The organism is Haloarcula sp. R1-2 (assembly GCF_011627385.1).
Taxonomy (GTDB): domain Archaea; phylum Halobacteriota; class Halobacteria; order Halobacteriales; family Haloarculaceae; genus Haloarcula; species Haloarcula marismortui.
Genome location: NZ_JAANTG010000002.1, coordinates 575,561 through 597,479, shown reverse-complemented (window position 1 = coordinate 597,479; position 21,919 = coordinate 575,561). Strand labels below are relative to the sequence as shown.

General features: G+C 62.6%; 26 protein-coding genes. 10 read left to right on the top strand and 16 right to left on the bottom strand.

The features are described 5' to 3' along the window. Positions 1-3 precede the first annotated feature (3 nt). Positions 4-1,140: a site-2 protease family protein gene (locus G9C82_RS11205; protein WP_127014128.1), complete on the bottom strand. Its 1,137-nt coding sequence runs from the start codon at positions 1,138-1,140 to the stop codon at positions 4-6. 95 nt (positions 1,141-1,235) lie between these two features. On the opposite strand from G9C82_RS11205, the gene G9C82_RS11200 reads away from it, so the two are divergent. Next, positions 1,236-1,982 (top strand): MBL fold metallo-hydrolase, encoded by a 747-nt coding sequence (locus G9C82_RS11200; protein ID WP_127014127.1) that lies wholly within the window; start codon positions 1,236-1,238, stop codon positions 1,980-1,982. Between the two features lie 24 nt (positions 1,983-2,006). Here the strand turns inward: G9C82_RS11200 and G9C82_RS11195 are convergent, their stop codons facing one another. The 4 genes from G9C82_RS11195 to G9C82_RS11180 form a co-directional block, all read right to left on the bottom strand. After that, positions 2,007-3,302: an NUDIX domain-containing protein gene (locus G9C82_RS11195; RefSeq protein ID WP_127014126.1), complete on the bottom strand. Its 1,296-nt coding sequence runs from the start codon at positions 3,300-3,302 to the stop codon at positions 2,007-2,009. Positions 3,303-3,378: 76 nt separating this feature from the next. Further along, entirely contained in the window at positions 3,379-4,482 is a 1,104-nt protein-coding gene (locus tag G9C82_RS11190; RefSeq protein WP_007189343.1) for an aminotransferase class V-fold PLP-dependent enzyme, read from the bottom strand. A gap of 215 nt (positions 4,483-4,697) precedes the next feature. Next, complete coding sequence (rdfA, locus tag G9C82_RS11185) at positions 4,698-5,315, bottom strand: rod-determining factor RdfA (protein ID WP_004958870.1); 618 nt, start codon at positions 5,313-5,315, stop codon at positions 4,698-4,700. Positions 5,316-5,359: 44 nt separating this feature from the next. Further along, on the bottom strand, positions 5,360-7,321 hold the full coding sequence (locus tag G9C82_RS11180) for an archaea-specific SMC-related protein (protein WP_007189344.1): 1,962 nt from the start codon (positions 7,319-7,321) through the stop codon (positions 5,360-5,362). 300 nt (positions 7,322-7,621) lie between these two features. On the opposite strand from G9C82_RS11180, the gene G9C82_RS11175 reads away from it, so the two are divergent. The 3 genes from G9C82_RS11175 to crcB are packed head-to-tail and all read left to right on the top strand — an operon-like array spanning position 7,622 to position 8,714. Then, a complete protein-coding gene (locus G9C82_RS11175; RefSeq protein ID WP_007189345.1) occupies positions 7,622-7,969 on the top strand; it encodes a hypothetical protein in 348 nt (115 codons plus the stop codon). Between the two features lie 2 nt (positions 7,970-7,971). Then, complete coding sequence (locus G9C82_RS11170) at positions 7,972-8,355, top strand: CrcB family protein (protein ID WP_004958879.1); 384 nt, start codon at positions 7,972-7,974, stop codon at positions 8,353-8,355. Next, positions 8,355-8,714, top strand: a complete 360-nt coding sequence (gene crcB, locus G9C82_RS11165; protein WP_127014125.1) for a fluoride efflux transporter CrcB — start codon at positions 8,355-8,357, stop codon at positions 8,712-8,714. Before G9C82_RS11170 ends, crcB begins: the two co-directional genes overlap by 1 nt. On the opposite strand, the gene G9C82_RS11160 is transcribed toward crcB, so the two are convergent. Next, entirely contained in the window at positions 8,711-9,793 is a 1,083-nt protein-coding gene (locus G9C82_RS11160) for an ATP-binding protein (protein ID WP_127014124.1), read from the bottom strand. The genes crcB and G9C82_RS11160 overlap by 4 nt on opposite strands. 75 nt (positions 9,794-9,868) lie before the next feature. Here G9C82_RS11160 and G9C82_RS11155 point away from each other — a divergent pair, with 75 nt between their 5' ends. After that, positions 9,869-10,315 (top strand): hypothetical protein, encoded by a 447-nt coding sequence (locus G9C82_RS11155; protein ID WP_004958888.1) that lies wholly within the window; start codon positions 9,869-9,871, stop codon positions 10,313-10,315. On the opposite strand, the gene G9C82_RS11150 is transcribed toward G9C82_RS11155, so the two are convergent. From G9C82_RS11150 to G9C82_RS11140, 3 genes are all read right to left on the bottom strand, one after another. After that, the gene (locus G9C82_RS11150) at positions 10,312-11,043 is read right to left on the bottom strand and encodes a protein-L-isoaspartate O-methyltransferase (RefSeq protein WP_004958889.1); all 732 of its coding nucleotides are present in this window, start codon (positions 11,041-11,043) and stop codon (positions 10,312-10,314) included. The two genes, G9C82_RS11155 and G9C82_RS11150, sit on opposite strands and share 4 nt — an antisense overlap. A gap of 61 nt (positions 11,044-11,104) precedes the next feature. Beyond that, positions 11,105-11,728: a protein-L-isoaspartate(D-aspartate) O-methyltransferase gene (locus tag G9C82_RS11145; RefSeq protein WP_127014123.1), complete on the bottom strand. Its 624-nt coding sequence runs from the start codon at positions 11,726-11,728 to the stop codon at positions 11,105-11,107. A 1-nt stretch (position 11,729) separates the two neighbouring features. After that, positions 11,730-12,383, bottom strand: coding sequence for an HVO_0476 family zinc finger protein (locus G9C82_RS11140; protein ID WP_007189348.1), 654 nt, complete (start codon positions 12,381-12,383; stop codon positions 11,730-11,732). Between the two features lie 110 nt (positions 12,384-12,493). On the opposite strand from G9C82_RS11140, the gene G9C82_RS11135 reads away from it, so the two are divergent. Beyond that, positions 12,494-12,907: a DUF1648 domain-containing protein gene (locus tag G9C82_RS11135; protein ID WP_127014122.1), complete on the top strand. Its 414-nt coding sequence runs from the start codon at positions 12,494-12,496 to the stop codon at positions 12,905-12,907. Positions 12,908-13,094: 187 nt separating this feature from the next. Here the strand turns inward: G9C82_RS11135 and G9C82_RS11130 are convergent, their stop codons facing one another. After that, entirely contained in the window at positions 13,095-14,048 is a 954-nt protein-coding gene (locus G9C82_RS11130) for an aminopeptidase (RefSeq protein WP_004958906.1), read from the bottom strand. Positions 14,049-14,240: 192 nt separating this feature from the next. On the opposite strand from G9C82_RS11130, the gene G9C82_RS11125 reads away from it, so the two are divergent. Next, on the top strand, positions 14,241-15,305 hold the full coding sequence (locus G9C82_RS11125) for a type II glyceraldehyde-3-phosphate dehydrogenase (protein WP_004958907.1): 1,065 nt from the start codon (positions 14,241-14,243) through the stop codon (positions 15,303-15,305). Positions 15,306-15,308: 3 nt separating this feature from the next. Here G9C82_RS11125 and G9C82_RS11120 read toward each other — a convergent pair whose 3' ends face one another. Continuing rightward, positions 15,309-15,800 carry a metallophosphoesterase gene (locus G9C82_RS11120; protein ID WP_127014121.1) on the bottom strand — a complete coding sequence of 164 codons (492 nt, stop codon included), beginning with the start codon at positions 15,798-15,800 and terminating at the stop codon, positions 15,309-15,311. A gap of 112 nt (positions 15,801-15,912) precedes the next feature. On the opposite strand from G9C82_RS11120, the gene G9C82_RS11115 reads away from it, so the two are divergent. Next, positions 15,913-16,167: a hypothetical protein gene (locus G9C82_RS11115; protein WP_127014120.1), complete on the top strand. Its 255-nt coding sequence runs from the start codon at positions 15,913-15,915 to the stop codon at positions 16,165-16,167. Here G9C82_RS11115 and G9C82_RS11110 read toward each other — a convergent pair. Then, the gene (locus tag G9C82_RS11110; RefSeq protein WP_004958916.1) at positions 16,164-16,838 is read right to left on the bottom strand and encodes an RNA ligase partner protein; all 675 of its coding nucleotides are present in this window, start codon (positions 16,836-16,838) and stop codon (positions 16,164-16,166) included. The genes G9C82_RS11115 and G9C82_RS11110 overlap by 4 nt on opposite strands. 96 nt (positions 16,839-16,934) lie before the next feature. On the opposite strand from G9C82_RS11110, the gene G9C82_RS11105 reads away from it, so the two are divergent. After that, a complete protein-coding gene (locus G9C82_RS11105) occupies positions 16,935-18,047 on the top strand; it encodes an RNA ligase (RefSeq protein WP_127014119.1) in 1,113 nt (370 codons plus the stop codon). Between the two features lie 14 nt (positions 18,048-18,061). On the opposite strand, the gene G9C82_RS11100 is transcribed toward G9C82_RS11105, so the two are convergent. The 3 genes from G9C82_RS11100 to G9C82_RS11090 all read right to left on the bottom strand — a co-directional run bounded on the left by G9C82_RS11100 (position 18,062) and on the right by G9C82_RS11090 (position 20,663). Then, a complete protein-coding gene (locus G9C82_RS11100) occupies positions 18,062-19,903 on the bottom strand; it encodes a UvrD-helicase domain-containing protein (protein ID WP_127014118.1) in 1,842 nt (613 codons plus the stop codon). Between the two features lie 81 nt (positions 19,904-19,984). Beyond that, a complete protein-coding gene (locus G9C82_RS11095; RefSeq protein WP_127014117.1) occupies positions 19,985-20,284 on the bottom strand; it encodes a hypothetical protein in 300 nt (99 codons plus the stop codon). Between the two features lie 28 nt (positions 20,285-20,312). After that, the gene (locus G9C82_RS11090) at positions 20,313-20,663 is read right to left on the bottom strand and encodes a helix-turn-helix domain-containing protein (protein WP_127014116.1); all 351 of its coding nucleotides are present in this window, start codon (positions 20,661-20,663) and stop codon (positions 20,313-20,315) included. 132 nt (positions 20,664-20,795) lie between these two features. Here G9C82_RS11090 and G9C82_RS11085 point away from each other — a divergent pair, with 132 nt between their 5' ends. After that, a complete protein-coding gene (locus G9C82_RS11085; RefSeq protein ID WP_004958931.1) occupies positions 20,796-21,293 on the top strand; it encodes a PadR family transcriptional regulator in 498 nt (165 codons plus the stop codon). Positions 21,294-21,570: 277 nt separating this feature from the next. Here the strand turns inward: G9C82_RS11085 and G9C82_RS11080 are convergent, their stop codons facing one another. Continuing rightward, positions 21,571-21,750, bottom strand: coding sequence for an HVO_0416 family zinc finger protein (locus tag G9C82_RS11080; protein WP_004515335.1), 180 nt, complete (start codon positions 21,748-21,750; stop codon positions 21,571-21,573). Positions 21,751-21,919: the final 169 nt, after the last annotated feature.

Sequence of the window (21,919 nt, the reverse complement as noted above, 5' to 3'; positions counted from 1 at the left end):
GTATTAGAACGGTTCCGGCGAGTCGACGAGCCGTCGCATCTCCATCGCGCTGGAGAAGTCGTCCCGAGAGACCACACGGGTTCCCTCAGGCCCGTCGACGAAGGCGGCGGAAGCCCGGGCAGTGTCGAGTTCGACGAGCGCATCGAAAGCAGCCATCGCTGCAGGGAATCGCGGCAGATCCGCCTCCATCAGGTCGGCAACGGTGTCCGCTTCGCGTTCGGCCTTGGAGAGTTCCCTGAAATCGTCGACGGTGACGACGCCGACTACGTCACCACCGCGTGTGACTGCGAACTCCGTCCGGCGGTCGGCGAACATCCGGTCGACAAGGTCCTCAACGCTGGCGTTGGCCTCGATAGTCGCATCGAGTGGGCTGGCCACGTCATCGACACTTAGCCCGTCAAGCAGCGCTGCCAGCGCGACGGTACGGGATTCACTCGACGCAGCCCCGTAGACAAACAGCGCGAGTAGCAGCAACAACGGGCTGAACGAGAGGACGCCGACGACAGCGAACAGCACAGCGAACCCGGTCCCGATCCGAGCGGCGATGCGGGTCGCCGTCGCGTAGGGCCGCGTTCGCGCGAGCAGCGCCCGGAGCACGCGGCCCCCGTCCATCGGGAACGCCGGCAGCATATTGAACACGGCGAGAAAGATATTCGTGACGGCCAGCCAGCCGATAACGAACAGCGTCACCTGCGCGCTCGCTGGCAGGGCAAACAGTGCGGCGTAGCAGGCGAGCCCGGTTAGAATACTCACAGCAGGGCCGGCCAGCGCGATGACGAGCTCCCGGTTCCACTCTTTTGGCATGGCTTCGAGGCTGGCGAGGCCGCCGAGAATCCAGAGCGTGATTGCCTCCACTCGGAGTCCATAGCGCATCGCCGCCCAGGCGTGGCCCAGTTCGTGGAGGGCGACGCTTGCGAACAGGCCAACGGCCGCGGCGGTCCCGATAAGCCACGGCGTCTGGCCCGCGGTCAGCACTGTAGGGTCAAGCGTCACGCCGGAGAGGGCGCTCACGATACCAGCGTACACCGATATCTGAGCCCCGCTGCCGATAATCCAGGCCAGCACCGGCAGGAAAATCAACAGCGAGACGTTGACCCGTATCGGAATCCCCCAGATCGTCGTGATGTGGAAGTTTCGCACGTGATGCCCAACGAACAGTGGCCGGGTATAGCTTCTGCCGGGGCGACACCGACGAGTAGCGGCCTTATTCAGGGTGTAGCATGTACGGATATCTAATGACAGTTCGACATGACGGGCTGACCGTCGACTGGCTGGGGTACGCGACGCTCCGGTTCGCCGGCGACGACACGGTGGTGTACGTCGACCCGGGCCGGTACGGCGTGCTCACCGGCGAGTGGGAGCCCCACACGGACGGTATCGGCCATCCGCCAAGCAGCGACTATCGGCCGGAAGACGGCGACATTGTCTGTGTGACCCACGTCCACCACTACGACCCGGACGGTATCGAGCGCGTCGCGAGCGAGGACGCGACCATCGTCGCCTACGAGGGTATCGACGAACGCGTCGGCGACCGGGACCTTCCACCGCTGTCCTCGCTGCCCTACGACGTTGTCGAGGTCGGGATGAAATCACAGACCACGGTCGAGGACGTGCCGATCTGGTCGACACCGGCGTACAACGAGCCAAACGGCCGGCATACGCTACCCGATGGTACACCGTACCACCCCGAAGGTTTCGGCTGTGGCTTCATGATTGCCGTCGAGGGCACCAGAGCGTTCTATCCCGGCGATTCGGACGTCCTTCCGGGCCATCGGACCCTTGAGGTATCGCTACTGTGTCCGCCAATCGGCCCGCGGGCGACGATGGACCGCCACGAGGCCGCCTCGCTGGCCGCGACCATCGACCCGGACCTCGTGATGCCGGTCCACTACAACACCTTCTCTAATCTTGAAGCCGACTCCCGTGAGTTCGCCGCTGACGTGGCCGAAGCCGGCGTCCCGGTTGTGCTAGACGAGCAGTGACCGAGCGCCCACCAGTCTCGGATATCACCGGCGCTCGGTCCATTCGCTCCGGTCCCGGTGGGCATCAGCTATCCCACCGATTTCGTCAGTCTCCAGCACGCCGCGCTCGGTGACGACCGTCACTGCCGACGCCGGCGTTATGTCGAAGGTGGGATTCGACACAGCGATGTCGGCAGCGCCGGCGTACACCTCCTGAGCGTCACGTTTCTCCCTGTCCCACGCAGCGCGTGGTGCAATCTTGTCCGTCGCACACACCGCGTAGCAGTCCACGTCCGCGGCGGCCGCCGACAGTGCTGCCGAACGGGTCCCGACTTTGTTGACCACGCAACCGTCCGGCAGGACGCGGTCGGCCCCGACGACGAGCGTGTCGGCGCTCCACGCGTCCAGTTCGTGGCCAAAGGCCGCGTCGGTGGTCAGCGTCACCGCGGTGCTCTCAGCAAGCGTTTCGGCGACGCCGACGCCTTCACCGCCGGGCCGTGACTCTGCGACGAGCACAGCCTCGGGAGCAGCGGCGGCGGCCACTGCACGGACTGTCCCGGACCGAGACAGCGTTGCGATACGGTCGCCGACATGTTCGGCGGCGACGGCCGCGGCAACCCGGTCTGCGGTCACCGCGTGGTTCAGCGCCTCGGTCGCGGCCCGCTCAACAGCCGCCGGCGATTCGTCAGTGACGGCAGCCATCGCCCGGTCGAGGCGGTTCGCGATGACGACCATCGATGGGCGGGCCTCCCGGATTTCAGCGGCGAGGGCGGCAAGCGCCTCCCAGTCGTCGCCGTCCCGCTCGGCCGTCTCCAGGTCGTCGCTCCGTCCGGCGTCAGCCAAGGCAGCCTCGTCGCGCAGCACCTCCAACGCCCGGAGCGACAGCCACGCCGAGCCGTGGGTCCGGTCCTCGCGAACGGCCGCCACTCGCGGGCGAATGCGGTCCCAGGAGGTCCACAGTCGCGGGACCGTCTCACGAGTCAATATTTCCGGCGGGTGGACCCACGCGGTCTCGGTCGACTCCTCGTTCGTCTCGACCGTGCGGGCCTCGCAGTCGAACAAAAACGGGTGGACCTGCCAGCGAACCCCATGGTCGGTGTCCGCGACCTGAAACGAGTCGCCCTGCCGGACGAGCGTCACCGCGTCGGCCAGCCCGGTTTCCTCGTCAACTTCGGCCCGCGCGGCCGTTTCCGGGTCCCGGTCCCGGCCGGCGTCGTCGGCGACGTGTCCCGCGACCCCGCTCCACTGGCTCCGATACGAGCCGACCGCATCGCTCCGGCGCAACAGCAACACTTCGCCCTCGCTACGCAGGAAGCACGTCACGACGGGGCGTGTCTCCATACGAGACGGAACGACCGGCCGGGGCAAGAAAGTCCGGGCCAGTGGGGCCGCAGTCGAGGCGGGGACGTTGAAGGAACTACAGCGCGTCGAGTAAGCGGTCGACATCGTCAGCCGTGTTGAACGCGTGGACGGACGCCCGGAGCGCATCAGGGTTAGGGAGTGACCTGATGATTATACCTTCAGCCGCGAGTCGCTCAACGGTCGCCTCGGGGTCGTCGGCGGTGAACGTCACAAGTCCCGACTCGTAGTCGCGGGGGCTCAGCAGTCGGTCGCCGAGGCCGTCCTTGAGCCGGTCGGTCAGCCGCTCGACACGGGGCTGAATTGTATCGAATCCGATGGCTTCGACCGTCTCAATGGCGTTCGCGAGCGCGACGTAGGGGACCGGTGAGGTGGTTCCGACCTCGAAGCGGCGCGCGCCCTCGTGGTACTTGTATCCGTCCGCACCGGGGTTTTCGACGCTCCGGTAACCAATACGAGTCTGGCGCAGTCGGTCGTACGCGTCCGGGTCGACATAGAGGAACCCGCCACCCCAGACGCCCAGTAGCCACTTATGGCCCGCCGCGGCCACGAAGTCCGCGCCCCATTCGGTCACGTCGACGGGGTGTTGCCCAACAGACTGGACAGCATCGACGAGCACCTGTGCGCCAGCGTCGTGGGCTACCGCAACGACATCCGCAACCGGGAGTCTGGTCCCGTGGGTCCAGGAGAGCGAACTCAGCGCCACCAGTCTGGCGTCGGCCACAGCGTCTTTTACCTCCGCCATGTCGAGCCGACCGCCGTCTGTTTCCAGCACCCGGACCTCGATATCGTGGGTGTCGGCCAGCCGGTCCCAGGGGAGTGTGCCAGCCGGGTGTTCGAGGTCAGTCCGGACCACCACATCACCGGGCTGCCAGTCGATGGCCCCGGCGACCATGTTGACCCCGTCTGCGGTACTGCGAGTCAAGGCGACGTTGGCGGCGTCAGTCCCGATATGGCTGGCGACGACCTCGCGAGCCGCCGCGATAGCGTCCCACGCAACCGTATAGGGCCCTTCATCGGCGGGTGCGTCGAAGGCGTGGCGTTCGAGAAACGCCGTCGCAGCGTCGACCACGGGGCGCGGCGTCGGCCCGCTTGCCCCCGTGTTGAAGTACGTACACCGTTCGAGTGCCGGAATCGACGCTCGGAGCTCGACTGGGTCCATGTCCGTTCCGATGGTCCCCGACGCCTTCAGCCCTGTGTGACCCAGCAGGCGGATTCGACGGCGGATTCCCGAGACGACAGCACGGTTCTATTTCTATGGCCGATTATTGGACTGAATTGCCTATCTTGTTGTGTTTCACAACCTTTCTCGGTTGTTTGAATATCTACGAGCCATTGCAGATGCTCAATGTAGTCAGATAGAGCCAGAGTGGCGACTCAGTCCTGCTGACACTCGCAGCCGCCCTGCTCGAAGAACTCCGCAACGGCGTACTGGCTACCGCACGACTGGCACAGCACCTGTGCGTCCAGAAATACCTCGAAGTCCGCAATGTCGATGCGACCCGTGTCGCGTAGTTTCTCGATGCGCTGGTCGGTGACCGATAGCGTTCGGGTCAGGAGTCGCTGAATGCTTTCCAGATCCTTTTCGATCTTCTCGTCGTCGGACAACCCCTGATACTCCGCGCCGCGCCATTCTTTCAGATACGACCGGATGGCCTGATAGGTGATAAAATCGGTTTCGAGACTGTCGACGTCGACGCCGTTGCGTTCGAGTCGGTTAACCGTGTCAGTCCGAACGCCTGTGCTGATGTCGTCACCGGTGAGATTCTCGTAAGTCGATTCCACGTCGCTTTCAAGCGCGCTCAGGCCCGCATCGACCAGTTCGCGTTCGAGGAGGCGCTTGTTGAAAAACTCGGCAAGGTCACGAAGACTCATACGCTCTTCACCGTCACCCGTCCAGCGCGCCTCCATCTCCGCACCGAGTCCATCAAGTTCGTACTCGTCGATGAGTCGAGCGACTTTGCTCGACGGCCGGCCGTCTGTCGTATTCGCCATCTGTTGTTCCCACGTACGGTAACCGGAACTAAAAGACTACGGGGTTAGATCGAGGTGATGCGGTTGAAGTCGTCGTCAAGCGCCTGCGCGTCCTCCGGCAGGAGGGCGACGACAAGATGCTCGGCGTAGTCGGCGAAGTACTCGACGAGTTCGGCGATCCGCGCTGAGTCGATGGCTTCCAGTGAGTCAAGCAGCATGAACGGAACGCTCTCGTGGAGGTCGTGCACCAGATAGCCCGCGAGGGCGAAAATGAGGCCGGTCACCTCGCGCTCGCTCTCGCTGAGATGCTCGATGGTGTCCTCGTAAGCCGCGCCGTTCTCGGTGGTCCGGACGATGTGGAGTTCAAACACCGTTCGGTCGACCTTCTGGCGCCCCTCACGGACGGTCTGCTCAACGCGTTCGATCCAGATGCGCTCGAGGTTCTCGTACTCAAGGATCCCGAGGATAGCGTCCATGTGCTCGTTGAACTCGTCGACAGCGTTGGCCTCGATCTGGTCTATTTTCGTCCGCTTGTCGGTGAGTTCCTCGACAAGAGCGTCGCGTTCGTCGCGGAGGTCGTCGGCCCGGTTGACCAGTTCCTCAATCTCCTCGATTTCGGCCGACACGTCGTCAAGGTCGGACTCCAGGCTGTCGATCTCAAACTCGAGCTGGTTTGCCTCCCGGTGCAGCGAGAGAATTTCGTCGAAGTCCTCGGATTCGAGATTGTCGACCTCGTCTTCCAGCGACTCGACATCCTCCGTCAGTTCCTCGCGTCGGTCCTTCAGCGAAGTGATCTGCTCGTCACGGCGTTCGATCTCCGTTTCCGTCTCCTGGATCTTCCGCTCGACGTCCTCGCGACGGCGCTGCTTCTTTTCGGCCTCGCGCTGGTCGGTCTTGAGGTCGTCGAGTTCCGACTTGATGTCGTTGAGGTCCTCGACCTTCTGCCGGCGGAGGTCCTGCAGGCGGTCGACGGTGTCTTCGATCTGCTCGCGGTCAACCGTCGAGCCACACGTCCAGCACACGACGGATTCCTCGTCTTCGCCTTCGAGAAGTTGTTCTGTCACCGCGCCGTCGGAGCCCTCGGGCGCGTCTTCGAGCGACTGGATGACATCGTAGTCTTCCTCTTCGAGCCGTTCCTCGTTGTACTGGATGAGGCTCTGGAGGTCGGATATCTCGCTGTTCAGCCGCTGGCGCTGGTCGCGCAGGCTTGCGATCTCGTCTTCGAGGTGCTGCTGGTCGCCCATCGGCGTCTCCGGCAGGTCATCCAGTTCGTCTTCGAGGTCGGACCGTTCGCGTTTCAGCGAGGAGATACTCTCTTCCTGTGCCTCGATATCACGCCGGACAGATTCGAGATCCGACCGCGTCGAGCGGAGTTCGTCAAGCTTCTCTTCGAGGACATCCTGTTCCTGACGGCTCTCCTCGATATCTCGACTGCTGTTGTCGATCTCTTCTTCCCGCTCGGCCAGTTCCTCGCGTTTCTCTTCGATCTGCTCGCGGAGTTCGGTCCGGCGCTGTTCGAGATCCGGAAGGTCGCGCTGACGGGATTCAACCGTGGCGAGTTCGTCGTTGATATCGCCTTTCTCCGCTTCCAGTTGTTCGACTTCCGAACGGATCGCGTCGATATCGACCGGCCGCATGATGATCTCGCGGAGGTCGTCGCCGCGCGCCACGGACCGGCGTGCCTCGTTGGTTTCGAGGAGGAACGCGAACAGGTCGGCGACCGCAGGGTCGTCAAGATATCCGTCGCCGTCGAACTGAACAGCGTCTCCCGCTCGCGTGAGCGTCCGTTCGTACACCTCATCCCCGTAAGTAAGGGCAACGCTTCCCTCGTCTGCGTCGCCTTTCAGCGTGGCCTGTGTACTCCCCATCGCCGCCATAATAGACTGCAGAAACGACGTCCGGTTTGTGGCGTTTTTCCCCGTCAGCACCGTCACACCCGGTGGAATATCGACGGAGGTTTCGTCGATCCCACCGATGTTGGTTACATCGAAATGGGCGATACTAGAGCCTTGCTTTGATTCTGGCATTGTTCTGCCGTAGTCGGAGAGGATATAAAAATAGTTTCATTGCTGGAAACCAAGTTACAGATTAATGTCCCTACTGCGGGCCAATACGTCAGAAGTGGTATTACACAGCAGACAGCGAACGGACCGACAATCGGTTCTGGAATAACACCTGTACCAATATTATTCCGAGCTAGAGCTATTGGCGAAGACAGATAGACTGTTTCCCCAGTCTTGCTATTTTGTTGTGTATAGTAATATTTCCCGCTTGTAACTGCTTTCAATATGCCAATCTATAAGTCGGCGTGATTGGAAGCTGGTCGTATGACCCGTTACGAAACGCTGCTTGAGGTCGAACTTGACGAGTGGGACAGTGGGTATGGTGTCTTGCAGATCGTCGACCCGGATGACAGCGACACCGCCGAGTTACGGTTCTGCTACTTCAACGAAAACGGCAAGTTCACCAACCGACCGTTGACACTACGCCCCGACGAAGAGACGCTCGACCGGACCACGCGGATGGTAGAGAACCTCGGCTACGTCGCCCGGACGTTCGACCCGGCAGAGATCCGTGAGCTCGTTGAAACACTCGGCGAAGATCGGGTTATCGAACTCGCACAACTCGTCGACACCCTTGGCGAAGCGCGGCTGGCGGAGATACTCGGGGAGTAACGATGGCAGACACCCACCCGCTGGTAACGGTCGAAACTATCGTCCTCGTGGGTCTGGGGGGCTTTGCTGGCTCGAACCTCCGGTACTTCGTCGGCCTCTTTTTCCCGGGCTTACAGGGGACGCTGCTGGTCAACGTCTGCGGCAGTTTCGCGCTCGGCGTCCTAGTGTACGAGGGGCTTCAGGTCGGTGCGCTGGCCAGCGAAACGAAGCTAGCCGCGTCAACTGGGTTCATTTCGTCGTTTACCACCTACAGCACGTTCGCGGTAGAGACGGTTCTGACACCCGAGTGGGCGGTCGCGAACGTCGTCGGAAGCTACGCTCTGGGTTTTGCCGGCGTCCTTGTCGGCCGTGAAGTCGTCCGGCTGTTCGCCGGAGGTGGTCAGTAATGGTCGCTCTCGAATCGGCACATCTGGTCGGGGCCGGTGGGGCGCTCGGCGCACTCTGTCGCCACTATCTGGCGAGTGCAATCCAGCGAGAGACGTTTCCGCTCGGGACACTCACGGTGAACGCCTTCGGGAGCTTCGCTCTGGGACTGTTGACCTTCGCTGGTGTGACCGGTGACGCGGCACTGCTTGTCGGTGTCGGTGCGTGCGGTTCGTTCACGACGTTTTCCTCGTTTTCGGTCGAGACGGTCCGACTGTGGGAGAACGGCTACGTGGCCCTCGCCGCGCTCAACGCTGTCGGGAACCTCGCCTGTGCGCTGGTCGGAATCGGGCTTGCCTGGGGCATCGTGCGGATCATCTAATTCCCGCCGCGCCATCGGGTTTCACAATCTCTTGAAGGGGCTTCGTGCGCGCTGTCTGCTGCGAAGTCGCTTGCCCGCGGTGTCTTACCGCCATGGGGTGTCCGCCGTTCGCGGACGGTCACGTGATGGACGGATTCGGTGCCATCGTCGACGACGAGCGCGTCACCGGTTGTTTCTGGTAATCGAGCCGCGAAATCGCCGTCGAGATACGTTGGCTGGGCCGCCTGTAGGGCGTTGATGTCCGCCATGCTCGTCAGTCGGTGGGCGACGAGCAGGTCAGTCTGGGAGACGGTCGTCGCTGGCACCGCGCTGGGTCGCTGTGTCGCCAGCACACAACTTACCCCGGGCTGGCGGCCCCGAGTGACAAGTCGCCGGAGCGGACGCCGGGCGACGCCGTCAGTGAACACGTGGGCCTCGTCGACCAACAGCCACGGCAGTCGGCTTGTCTGTTCAGCTATCCGAGCATCGTACAGCGCAGTCGCGACAGCGGCGAGGACCGCGCCGGCTGGTCGGGAAGCGAGTCCCGACATATCGAGCACAGTCAGGCTATCGCTGCACAGCGTTTGCATCTCGATACCCGTAGCATCGAAGATGTCCCATGACGCGGCGAGCGCGAGATAGTTCGCCGCCGCGCGGACGGTGCTCGCCGCTGCATCCGCATCGGCTACCCACGAGCGCATCCCGTCGAGGGTCGCACACTCGCTCGCCGCCCGCCACACAAGCGCTCCCGCGCCCTGTTCCGGGTCGAGGCCGAGCACCGTACACCACTGGCGCGGGTCGAGTGCGTCCGCACGAACGCTTGGATGTACGACCATCGCAGACACGTCTGCAGTTTCAAGCGGCGTGAACGCCCCCATCGGGTCGACAGCGACTGGGGCGACCCCTGCAGCAGCAATCAGTCCCTCGGCGAGGACGCCAAGCGTGTACGTCTTCCCTGACCCGCGTTTGCCGACGACGAGGCCGACGTGTGGCCGGTCAACATCGATATCGACCGCAGCGCCGCGGCTCCCGTCGCGGGCCCGATAGTGACCCAGCCGCGTCGTTGGCCCCGTTGCTGCCTCACGTCCGATAACGACCATGCCGGCGGTTGGCCCGTTCCAGCACTTGAACGTTCGTCCGAGGGTTCAAGTACGAGTTCGGAGCCACGCCTGTCCATGTCAGATTCGCTGTGGCGCGACGAACGTGCCATCGAGGGGCTACCGATTCGTCTCGTTATCGCGCTGGTTGTCGGTGTCGCCTGCCTCTCCGTGATGATGAGCACCATCTCCGGAATCGAGACGCTGCAGGTAACCGAGGTCGATGTGGAACCCCACCCAGAGGTGACGAATCCGGGAACGCAGGACGTAGTTGTCACCGTCGTCGACTCAAAAGGGTCGCCCGTGTCCGGTGCAACAGTGGTCGCCAAAAGTGGGACAGCAACGCTCTCGTCGGTCACGACCGGTGAGACCGGTAGTGCAGGGAACGTGACCCTCTCACTGTCGCCGTCGCTTGGGCCGAACCAACAGGACGGCACCGTCACTTTCGAAGTGAAACCACCGGCAGGGAGTAACTACGAAGACGCTCGCTCGAACACCGACCTGCTCGTCGTCGAGTCGCCCTAGCCGTCCCAGTCAATCCATTCCTGCTCCCAGCCGGCGCGGGACTGGGCGGCCCGGCGGGCACGCTCGCGGTCTTCACGGTGAGTCCGGTTGCGCTCGACGGTATCAGCCTGTTCGCCCTCGACGAGCATCGGCTGGAACGCGACAGTGCCGTGTCGCTTGACCGAGCCATCGGCCTCCACGACGGCCAGTGACTGCTCGCCGGTGCCAAGCGGCATCACGAGGCGGCCGTCGTCGGTTAGTTGCTGGAGGAGCGCTCGGGGTGGGTCGATTGCGGCGGCTTCCAAGAGAATGCGGTCGTACGGTGCGTACTCCGGGAGTCCGTCAGCCCCGTCACGACGGTCCACGAGGACGGCGTCATAGCCTGCTTCTGCCAGATTCTGGCGCGCTTCGATGACGAGGCGGCGCGTGATATCTATCGCATGAACGTTCGCTGCGCCGACCTGTTCTGCCAGCACGGCGGCCGTGTAGCCGACGCCGGCACCGACCACGAGCACATCGTCGTCTTCCTCGGGTGACAGGGTTTCGAGCACCCGGCCGGCGGTACTGGGCGAAAGAACGCGCGTGCCGAGGCGTTCAAACGGGCGGTCGGAGTAAGCCTGTTGCTCGCCGACGAACGCCTCTCTGGGGACGGCACGCATCGCTGTCGACAGCCACGCGCTCCGGACGACACCCTTACTCTCGTGTTGGAGGCTGTCGACCATGTCGTCCCGCAGTACCGCCGGATCCATATCAGTGTATTCGGCCGGAGCTATATCAATGGCGCGACAACGGCCGCGTCTGTCGAAAACCCTACTGGAGCGGGACAAATCGAACGCCGCCGTGGCACTCTCTGTCGAGTGTGCCGTCGGCCCGTTTCTCCGCCCAGATGAGACGCTGTTGCCCGTCGCCAATCGGAGCCAGAAGAACGCCACCGTCGCGCGTCTGCTCGATAAGCGGGGCGGGGAACTCCGGCGCGGCACAGGTCAGATACGTCCGGTCGTAGGGCGCGTGTTCTGGCCACCCCTGCTTGCCGTCACCGGCTCGAACAGAAACGCTGCCGTAGCCGGTCGCTGCTAGTGTCTCGCGTGCCTCGTCTGCCAGCGTCGCGTGGTACTCCACGCTGAAGACGTTCTCTGGGCCGACCAGTTCAGCAGTCACCGCGGCGTGGTAGCCACAGCCCGTGCCGATCTCCAGTACCTGATCTCCGGGGGACAGGTCGAGTAACTCGGACATAATTGCGACCATGTGCGGCGCAGAAATCGTCTGGCCCGACCCGATCGGGAGCGGACGGTCGGCGTAGGCATCGTGTCGCTTGTCGTCCGGAACGAACTGATGGCGTGGAACCGACGCTATCGCCGCGAGAACATCCTCGTCGGCGACCCGTTCTCGCAGACGGTCGGACAGCCGCGACCGCTGCCGGTCCCAGTCGGCCATCCTACCAGGCCGACCACGCCGTGGTCGACTCGTCCCTGACGTACAGTCGGTTGATATCCTTCGCAATACCCATGTCGCCGTCGTGGTCCATGTTCTCGTGGTCGTAGCCGTGGGCGTCGTCGCGGACGTGAATCCCTTCGACGGTGAACTCTTCCTCGCCGAACTCCTCGGTTTCGCCGACGACGAACTCGTAGTCGCCGGGGACGTGGAGTTTGAAGCTCTCAGTCTCGTCGTGAGTCCCGTCTTTCGGGTGCATCGTGACGTTGACCGAAACGTTGCCGACGGCCCGCGACCAAATGGTCTCGACGTCCTCGGCAGCCGCCTCGTCCTCGCGGCCGTCCGCGGTCTCAAGGCTGGTAATGCGCGCAGTCACAACCGCTTCTTCGGTCTCCAGCAGGAACTCCTCGCCGACGGACAGTTCTTCTTCGGCCGGCACGTCAACCTCGGCGGTGAAGGAGTCCCCGTCCTGTGAGACGACGACACTACGCTGCAGTGTCTCTTCTTCCGGGAGCTGTTCCTTGTGAACGTGGTCACAGTCCGTGCAGCGAACCGTCACGTGGCCGCCCGGCTTCAGCACCTCGTGAACCGTTTCCAGGTCCGGCGAACAGGCCGGACACGGGAGGGCGATGCGGTCGCCCGGTGTAGCGTCTGTCATATACAGCCGTTGACTGTGCTCCCCTAAATGGTCGTCGCCACGGCGCTGCTCGTGGTTCTCACTCGCACAGTCACGCTGTCCTTCTTGTGCCGCCGGACCAAACGCCGAGTATGGCACGCCAACAGAGCCGTGCCGACATCGCAAGCGGTGTCATCATCGGCCTGACAACCATAGCTGGTCTCACAGTCTGGTCGCGCCTCCCCGCTGAAATCGCAATTCACTTCTCCGCGTCGGGCACGCCCGATACCTACGTTTCGAAGCCGGTCGGTGTCGTTCTCATGCCAGTTCTGATGCTTGCAACCCTCCTCGTGTTAAAGGGTGCGTTCCGCTACGACCCGCCAGACGTGCCGCAGGTGGCGGCCACTATCACCGTCGCAACGATGGCGTTCATGGGTGCGGTACACGGGCTTGTGCTTGCGTGGAACCTCAGCTACCCAGTGCCGTTCGACCTCGTCCTCATCGGGTCGCTCGTCTGGACGGTTGTCATGGTCGCGTACGCGTTGAAGGCGGAATATGCAGACTGATAGCGGCGGTCGGCTGTCAGTCAGCGTCCGCTACTCACGGGTCTTTGCGTTACTGTGGAGTCCGTTCTCGTCGCGTGGCACGATACAACGCGAGGAAGCTCCACTTCCTCGCCTGCCTCGCGGTTCATTTCATTCACCACTCGGCTCCGGGAGGTCTACGACCTCCCCACGTTCGCGGCGTTACCGCTCACTCCACCCGAGGAAGTTTCACTTCCTCTCCATCCGCATACACTGTCGGTTCCGTCAAAATCCCGTCGAGATGAATCGGCGCGTGCACGTCGCCGCCCATCGCGTGGTCGTCGCCGATAGCGATGTGGACCGTGCCACCGGCCTTTTCATCCAGAAGGACGGAACCAACGAGTTCGGTCACGGCGACGTTTGTGCCGATACCGAGCTCGGCGAGATTGTAGGCGTCTCGGCCAACCTCGTCAGCGGCGTCCTCGACCTGTGCGCGAATATCGGGGTCGTCGATGTCCGTGACGTACCCGTCCTCAACCTCGAAGGTGAGTTGCTTCCCGTCGAGTTTGCCGTGGGGGCGCATCGTCCCATCGACGACGAACGTTCCGTCGGCCGTTTCAGGGGCGAGGAACACCTCGCCGGCAGGGAGATTCGACATCTCGCCGGCCTCGTGGACAATGCCGGTGTCCATATGCCACTCACGGGAACCGATACCAAACGTGATGTCGGTCCCCTGGGGGGACGTGACCCGGATCTCCTCGGCGTCGTCGACCTGTGCCAGCACGTCCTCGCAGTGCTGTTCAATGAGGTGGTAGTCGGCGTCTAACCCCATGAGGAACACGCCCTCGCTAATGCCGGGCAGGGTCGCAACGCGAGCTCCGGCCTCGTTGGCGTCGGTCCGGGCCTCGGTGTGGCTCAGGCTCTTGGTCGTCGGCGCGAGCACGACATCGGCGGTTTCCATCGCGCCGGCGACCGGCGCAGGCGGTTCCGAACCGTGTTGCTCGCCCGGCGGGTAGCGCACAAAAACAGAGTCGTCGGTAATCTCTGCGGCGACGCGATACAGCGCCTCGCCGATCGCCTTCCGCTGGTCATCAGTGATGACGGCACATGACTCGTCGGACTGGAGGTTCAGGCACTGTTTGACGGCGGTTTCTGCGGGCGCGCGTAGCGACGAGTTGTCCATACAACTGATTGCGTACTCCGGCTGAATAACTCTTGATAGACTGCCGGCGTATGCCGGCGAAACACGCACCATCTCAGTGTTTTCTGGTAATTCGTGCTAAAAGATCACAATATCCAGAGGTACAACTATCTGAGTTAATTTCTCCATAAATTAATCACAAAGAATATACTCTCCCCGAAGAGATGGACGTGTATGCTCCACGTGGGCATCAACGGCTTCGGCACCATCGGGAAACGCGTCGCTGACGCGGTGCGTGTCCAGCCAGATATGACAGTTGCGGGCGTCGCAAAGCGCTCGCCGAACTTCGAGGCAACTATCGCGGACGACCGCGGCTATGATCTCTACGCCGCGGACGGCCGCGAACCGTTCGATGAAGCCGATCTCGGTACGGCCGGTACGGTCCATGACCTTATCGAGACGAGCGACGTGGTCGTCGACACCACGCCAAGTGGCGTCGGCGCGGCCAACGCGTCGCTATACGCCGAACATGACACGCCGGCCATCTTCCAGGGTGGAGAGGATGCCGATGTGGCAGACGTGAGCTTCAACGCTCGCGCCAACTACGAGAAGGCAGTCGGGGCTGATACGGCCCGCGTCGTGTCATGCAATACAACGGGCCTTTCACGCCTGCTCGCACCGCTTAGGGAATCATACGGCGTTGAAAAATCGCGTGTGACACTGGTACGGCGCGGTGCCGACCCGGGCCAGACCGGTCGTGGCCCGATCAACGACACACTCCCCGACCCCGTCGAAATCCCCTCCCACCACGGTCCCGACGTCCAGACGATTTTTCCCGACCTTGACATCGATACGATGGGCATGAAGGTCCCGACGACGCAGATGCACACCCACAGCGTCAACGTCACGCTGGAAAGCGAACCCACCACAGAGGAGGTCACGGCGCTGCTCGCCGACGAATCGCGGCTGTTCCTCATCCCGGAGACGCTCGGTATCGACGGCGCAGGGAAACTCAAGGAGTACACCCGTGACGCCGGTCGCCCGCGTGGTGACGTGTGGGAGAACTGTATCTGGGCCGAATCCATCACAGTTGAGGGGCGGGACCTCTATCTGTTCCAGGCGATTCACCAGGAAGCCGATGTCGTGCCGGAGAACATCGACGCCGTTCGCGCGCTCTCAGAGCGGACCGCAAGCGCTGAAAAGAGCATCCGCCGGACCGACGAAGCCCTCGGTGTCGGGCGCGGCCTCGTCGAACACGACGGGAGCCCGCAACGCGTCGACAGTCACGCCGACGACTGATTCTCACCCCAGTTCGTGGAATTTGACCTCGCCAGTCTCCGTCGAGAGCGTCGCAACCGAAAACGGCTCGGGCGCCGGCGGAATCGAAATGCCGCCGGGGTTGATTCGGACCGTACCCCCACGCTCCTCGGAACCGCGTTCGTGCGTGTGCCCGTGGAAAACGTAGTCGTAGCTTCCGCACTCGACCAGCGCGTCGACGATCTCCCCGCTGGTTCCGTGATAGACTGCGATTGTGTGCCCGTCGATTGTCAGCTCACCCATCTCACCGAAGTACGTGCCAAACTCCTTGACGGTGGACTGGACCGCCCACTCGCCGTCGTTGTTGCCGCGCACAGCGTAAAACGACCAGTCGTCGTCGAACGGTGTCACGGAGAACGGCGCAACGAAGTCGCCGCAGTGGACGGCAGTCTCACAGCCCGTGTCAGCGAACGTCTCAACTGCGGCTTCGACCTCCGACGCGTTGTCGTGCGTATCCGAGACGATGCCGATTTGCATACCAGCGAGGTTCAGCCGGCAGCGACTTGAACGTATGTCCCTCGGCGCTGGTGCGGACGCAAGTCGTCACGCAGGCGCGATGTTTTTGTTTAGTCACCGCCTACGGCAGCCGATGGCACGGGGACTCATCGGGACAATCGAGCTGATGGTCGCGGTCGTACTCGCTGCGCGGGTCACCCTCCTCGGCGTCGACAACCTCGCCCGCGGCCAGACAGCGGTCGGTGCGGTGTTTCTCGGGTTAGCCGCCGCCTTACTGGTTATCGAGTGGGTCGCTCCCTCCCCGACAGATATCCCCGGCGCAATCGCTGGGCGGGCGCGCAGTGCGCTCCCCGGCGGAAACCCACCGGACAGTGGCGACGACGACTAACTCTCGTCGCGCCAGCGGTCCGGATCGTCGGCGGCGAGATACTCCCTGAGCAGCGGCGGGAAGTTCCGGCCCTTGAGATACCGCAGTCCGAAGTCCTCTGCCCAGTTGATGATGCCCTGGTCCTCCGTGACGACGCCGGCGTCCAGTTCCTGTGCGAGAATCAGGAGGTCGAAGTCCTCGCGGGAGTCGAGCACGCCCTGTCGGAGCGTGTCCCGGTACTCGTCGCGCAGGTCCGAGATGACTTTGTCCACTTCGGTCATGTGGTCGTGTTCCTCGACCGTTTCGGCCCGCGACTCCTCGGCCTTCCGGACGGCCTTCTCCGAGACGCGCAGTCCACGGTCGACCCGCTCAGACATCTCGTCGATGAACTCGTAGACGAGATCCGCCGGAATCCGCACCTCGTGGTGAGCCGGTGACTTCGTGATGACCCATGTGTCGAGTTTCGTCAGCACCTCGTCGCTGATGGCCCGGTCTTCGAGCATTGTCGTCAGTTCCGCCTGTATCGACGGTGGCATGTAACAGGAGATGTTGTGGACCAGTTTCGCCTCCGAGATGAGATCGAGCAGGTCCAGACAGGCCGCCTCCAGGTCCTCGTCGCCGCTCCTGATTTCGGGGGTGAGAAACAGCGACGTGTCGAGGACGAACCGTTGTTTGAGCGGGCGGTCGACCATACTAGCGCTACGATAGCCGGCCACTAATGCTCTCTGACAGGTACGGTAGTAACGCTCGCCAGCAGTATTTTAGTGTCATGTCAACAAGAAACACGTATGTCGAGAGACTGGGGGTCGCTGTTCGATATCGACACCGGCCCCGAGGACCTGCTGGAACACTTCGATACCGAGTGGTTTCGTGGACAGCGGTATCGACATCTCAGCGACGAGCGTCACGGTGTCGAGCGCGGGACGGCGCTCGTCGGCGACGTGATCGTTCGCGGCTATCCGTCGATGCCGCGTGCGCTCGTCCTCGAACCGGCGATCCGAGAGACGTTCGACGGCCCCGTCGCCATCGAGGAGAAACTCAACGGCTACAACGTCAGAGTTGCACGGATCGACGGCGACCTCCTGGCGTTCACCCGGAGCGGGTTCGTCTGCCCCTACACCACGCGGAAGGTCGAAGCGTTGCTGGACGCCGAGGCGTTTTTCGATGACCACCCGGAGCAGATGTTGTGTGGCGAACTCGTCGGGCCGGAGAATCCCTACACAGACCACGATTACAGCGAGGTCGATGAGGTCGGATTCTACGTGTTCGGGATCCGCCACCGCGAGAGCGGGACGCCGATGGGTGTGGAACGGCGACTCGACCGGTGTACGACCTACGGCCTCGACAGCGTCGGCCACTACGGGACGTTCACGCCGACGGCGGCCGTCGACGCTGCCCGCGAACGGATCGACGACCTGAACGCCCGTGGCCGGGAGGGCGTGGTCCTGAAATCGGCCGACGGGGAGACGGCGCTGAAGTACACAACGAGCGCTATCCACCGGGCCGACCTCGAACACGCGTTCGAACTACCCTTCGACTACGGGCGGGACTTCGTTTTCACGCGCGTCATACGGGAAGCTTTTCAGGCGGTCGAACGCGGCGAGTCGCCGGCAGCAGTCCGCGAGCGGGCACGAGAACTCGGCGAGGCCATCCTCGAGCCTGCAGTCGAGACGGTACGGGCGGTTGACGCGGGCGACCCGGTCGGCGAAACGCACACCGTTCGCGGCGACCCGAGAACCATCGACGACCTGTTGTCGTACTTCCACGGCCAAGGGCTGGAACTCCACGTCGAGCACGACGAAACCGACGGTGACCAGCGGGTGGTCACATTTACAAAGATCGCACAGTCAACGCGTGACAAGACGAGGTACTACCTGGAGGGTGGAACAATCGACGAGTAAGGAAACCGACCGTCTCAGTCAGCCGCGAGGGTCTCGCTGGCGTCGTCAAGCAGTTGCTCGATAGAGCGGTCACTTGGCTCGTTCTCCAGCAACACGTCGATGGGTAGCGTCGGCGCGCCGTCGACGAGATTCTCAAGCAGGACAAGCCGTTCGCGGGCGCGGGACATCCCAACGTAAAACACGCGCCGTTCGTTGTCGGTCAGCGTCGGGATGGGGCTGGTGTGTTTCGTGAATTCTTCCATGCCGGGCACCTCGATACCCTGCTGGTCGACAGTCGCGGCCATCTGTTCGACGACCTTCTCCGTGAGGTCGGTCGCGACAAACACGTGGTCGGCCTCACGACCTTTCGCGGAGTGGATAGTCCCCACACGAACACGGTCGGCGTCCATTCCGGTGTAGTCGCCGGTGAAGTACGCGTCGACGGTCCGCTCCTGGAAGTTGGTCACTTTCCGGAGCATGTCGCCTGCCGAGGCCGAATCGGGGAGGAACGGGACGTGCTCCTGAACCACGTCGGGTTCGATTTCGATATCGGCGATGTCTTCGTCCTCGTGGGACTCGTCGATCTCTTCGAGCGCGTCAAAGAGGTCGTCGCGCTCGCCCGTCCCGAAGGCGGAGTCAACGAGCATATCAGCGAGCCGGCGCGCTTCGAGCACCGTGAGCGGTTCGTCAGCTTCGACGGCTTCGAGCCCGTTGACGTACTGGGTGAGGCGGTCAGTCCACATCCGCTGGTCAGTGAGACAGGAGAAGGGGATCCCGTTGTCGATGAACTCGTCGATGAACTGAAACATCTGGTAGCGAGCGCGGAACAGCACCATCACCGTCTCGTCGGACTGCTCAATGGTCCGCGTGACATTCCGTGAGAGGTCAAACATCGAGGGGTTCTGGACCGCCTCGACGCGGCCGCCCTCCTTGCGCGGATTGAGGTCTTTCTCCTGACGCTTCTCGATGTGGCGGACTTCGCGGTTGACGACGTTCAGAATGCGCGAGGGGAGCCGATAGGAGTTCGGAAGGACCTCGTCCTGGGTAACGGCTTCCTCAAGCAGGAGGTCGGGGTCAGCGCCCTGCCAGGCGTAGACGACCTGGTCGTCGTCGCCGGCAATGAGCACCCGCTCCATGTGGGGTTTCCACTCGTCGTACACGTCGTACTGCAACGTCGTGATGTCCTGAAACTCGTCGATGATGAGATAGTCGACGTTGGGGAGCAGCGAGCGCTGGGCGACCCGTTCGAGCATATCTGCGAAGCCGGTCAGGTCGTTCTCGCCTTTGTAGGTGCGCCAGCCGCGGATGACGCTTGGCACGTCAACACGGTCGTCGTCGGTTGGCCAGGTCGGCGTGTACTTGTTCCCGGTCTGGGCGTTGTCGTCGATCTCGGGTGGGAGTCGGACCTCCTCGTCGTCCCACTTGAACGGGACATCGTACCAGTCGGCGACGTCACGGCGGGTCCGCTGGAGCCACTGACTCGTTGCGATGATCTTGTTCCCGAGGGTCGTCGAGCGGGCCGACCGACGCCGGGACCCTTCGTATTCGTCCTCGTACTCGATGCCGAACTCCTCGCAGAAGGCTTCCTTGTCGTCTTCACCGACGACATCGCCACGAGAGAGGTTCAGCAGTTCGTACGCCTTCGCGTGCATCGTACAGACGTTCCCGCGAAGGGCACGAGGGGACAGCCCGAGTCGGTCCGCGAGCCGTTCACGGATCTCGGCGGCCGCCGCACGCGTGTACGAGACAACAAGTACGTCACGGAAATCGACGTCGTCGTCTTCCAGCAGTTCGTCGACGCGGTCGAGCAGCGCCGTCGTCTTCCCGCTACCGGGCCCACCGAACAGGCGGACAACCTCGGTGGTCGAATCAGTCATTGAACATGTAGTGGGACCGCGGCCAAATAAACAACGTGCTTTAGGAGGACGGCAAGTGACAGACGATCCCAAGCAGATTTCTCACCGGTACAGCGACACGTACAACATCGCGAACCCGATGATAAACGGGATCGTCTTCGACATCTGGAAGAACACGCGAACGATGGCACCGGTCTCACCGGCGCTCAGTTGCGTGATAACGCTGGAGATAGCGACGCCCATACTGATAAACGCAAAACCGACAAACGCGTACTGGAGGCGTTCTGACGGGCGTTTCCGGTAGGCCTGAAAGCTAATCAGGGTGATACCGAGTGTCAGCCCGAACACCACCATCCGCATCAGGATGAGCACACTACGTGCGATAGCCACGCCAGTCGTCATGCGGTCACCCGTTCACTGGTCGGCACACTCATTCCGGGTTCAGCTCGTCCCAGAGCTGACTGAACCGGTCCGGGAGGTTCTCCTCCCGATAGATGCGTACTTTGTACTCCTCGTCTTCGAGCGAGATGACCGTCGACTCGAAGTTGGACTCGTACACCTTGTAGTGGTTTCCGTCCTCGGCGACGAGCGTCCGGTCGGTGATGAGGTCGTACTCGTCGAGCAGTTCGATACGTCGATACACCGTCGGCAATGAGAGGTCACACCCCTCTGCGAGTTCCTTTGCCGACTGCGGTTCTCGACTGATTGCGGCGAGTACACGGCGCGCGTGCTGGTCGCCGATCGTATCGAGAATCTCCTCGATGCTCTGTTCCTCAGCCACTACACCAAGATTCGCGTCATATTATATAAGCGTTTTCGAGCACTGTGGTGGTTTCACGTTCAGAAAACACTGCCCCGTTTATATGACGATAGCCCCTGTAGCTTCCACTGCGGATTGCGTTCAGGTGAGACGATGTCCGGAGACAACCTCCGTCGCGTGACGACGGGCAAGATGCAGGGCCGAAACGCCGATGAGCGAGTGACCCCTCTCGGCGATACAGAGCGCCCGGAATCGCATGACCCACCCAGTCGTGACGCCATCACGGAGTCGCTGTTGGACCCGGTCATTGACGACGTCGTTGACGGCGAGACCGCGGTCGATGACGGCCTGGTCACACAGAGTCTGGAAGAGATCCTACTGGCGATGATCGCAGTCGCCGATGGTGGCACCCACGGGACCGGACTGATGGAGGAACTGGAAGCCCAGTTCGGTGCCGAACTGAGCCCGGGGACAGTGTACCCCCGGCTGCACGAGTTAGAAGCAGATGGCACGCTCCAGATGCACGAACTCGTCCAGACGAAACAGTACGGAATCGCGGACGATGCGGCTGCAAAAGAGCAGATTGCGACGTCCGCATACCAACATCTCGCGCTCGGGCTGTTCCTCCATGCGTCGCTCGATGCGCTGTAACCACCACAAACCGGTTATCTCGCCGACACACGACCCCCCAATCGTCGGCTACGAACCGGTCGGCCCGCTGGCACACGACCCCCCAACCGCCGGCTGGCCACGCAAAGACTCCCCACTTCCTTTCTGCGCACTGTAACGCAGTTCCGACTGTCTATACCGTTGCTGTCCCGACAAGCGACGGCGTGAGGCACAGCTCGGCAGAGAGCGAACTGCCGGTTCTGCAGGTCGGTACTGTCGCTCCCGGATGAAAGGTGGAAGACCGAAAAGCGGAGTATCCTTACCGTACCGGTGTCCAGCCACACACCGAGCACTGTGCCGCTGTCGACTCGTGAAGACCGCCGCAATCAGGGCACTGCTTCTTGTTATAGCTCTCTTCCCAACCACTCTGGTCCACGTCGTGGCCACGCTGGGAGAGGAACTCGTCGAACATATCGTCACTACTCGGTGCGGACGCCATACATGATATGGTATAGCACATCAGTATATAGGTTTAATGGTATTGTGAAACATTGCCATAATTAGCGGCGCGCCACGTGCGACGAGATGGTCAGTTACAGCGGGCTGTGCCACTCAGGAGCCGTACACCCAGCAGACAGCAACAAATGAGAGTCGTTCAGACGGCGTGC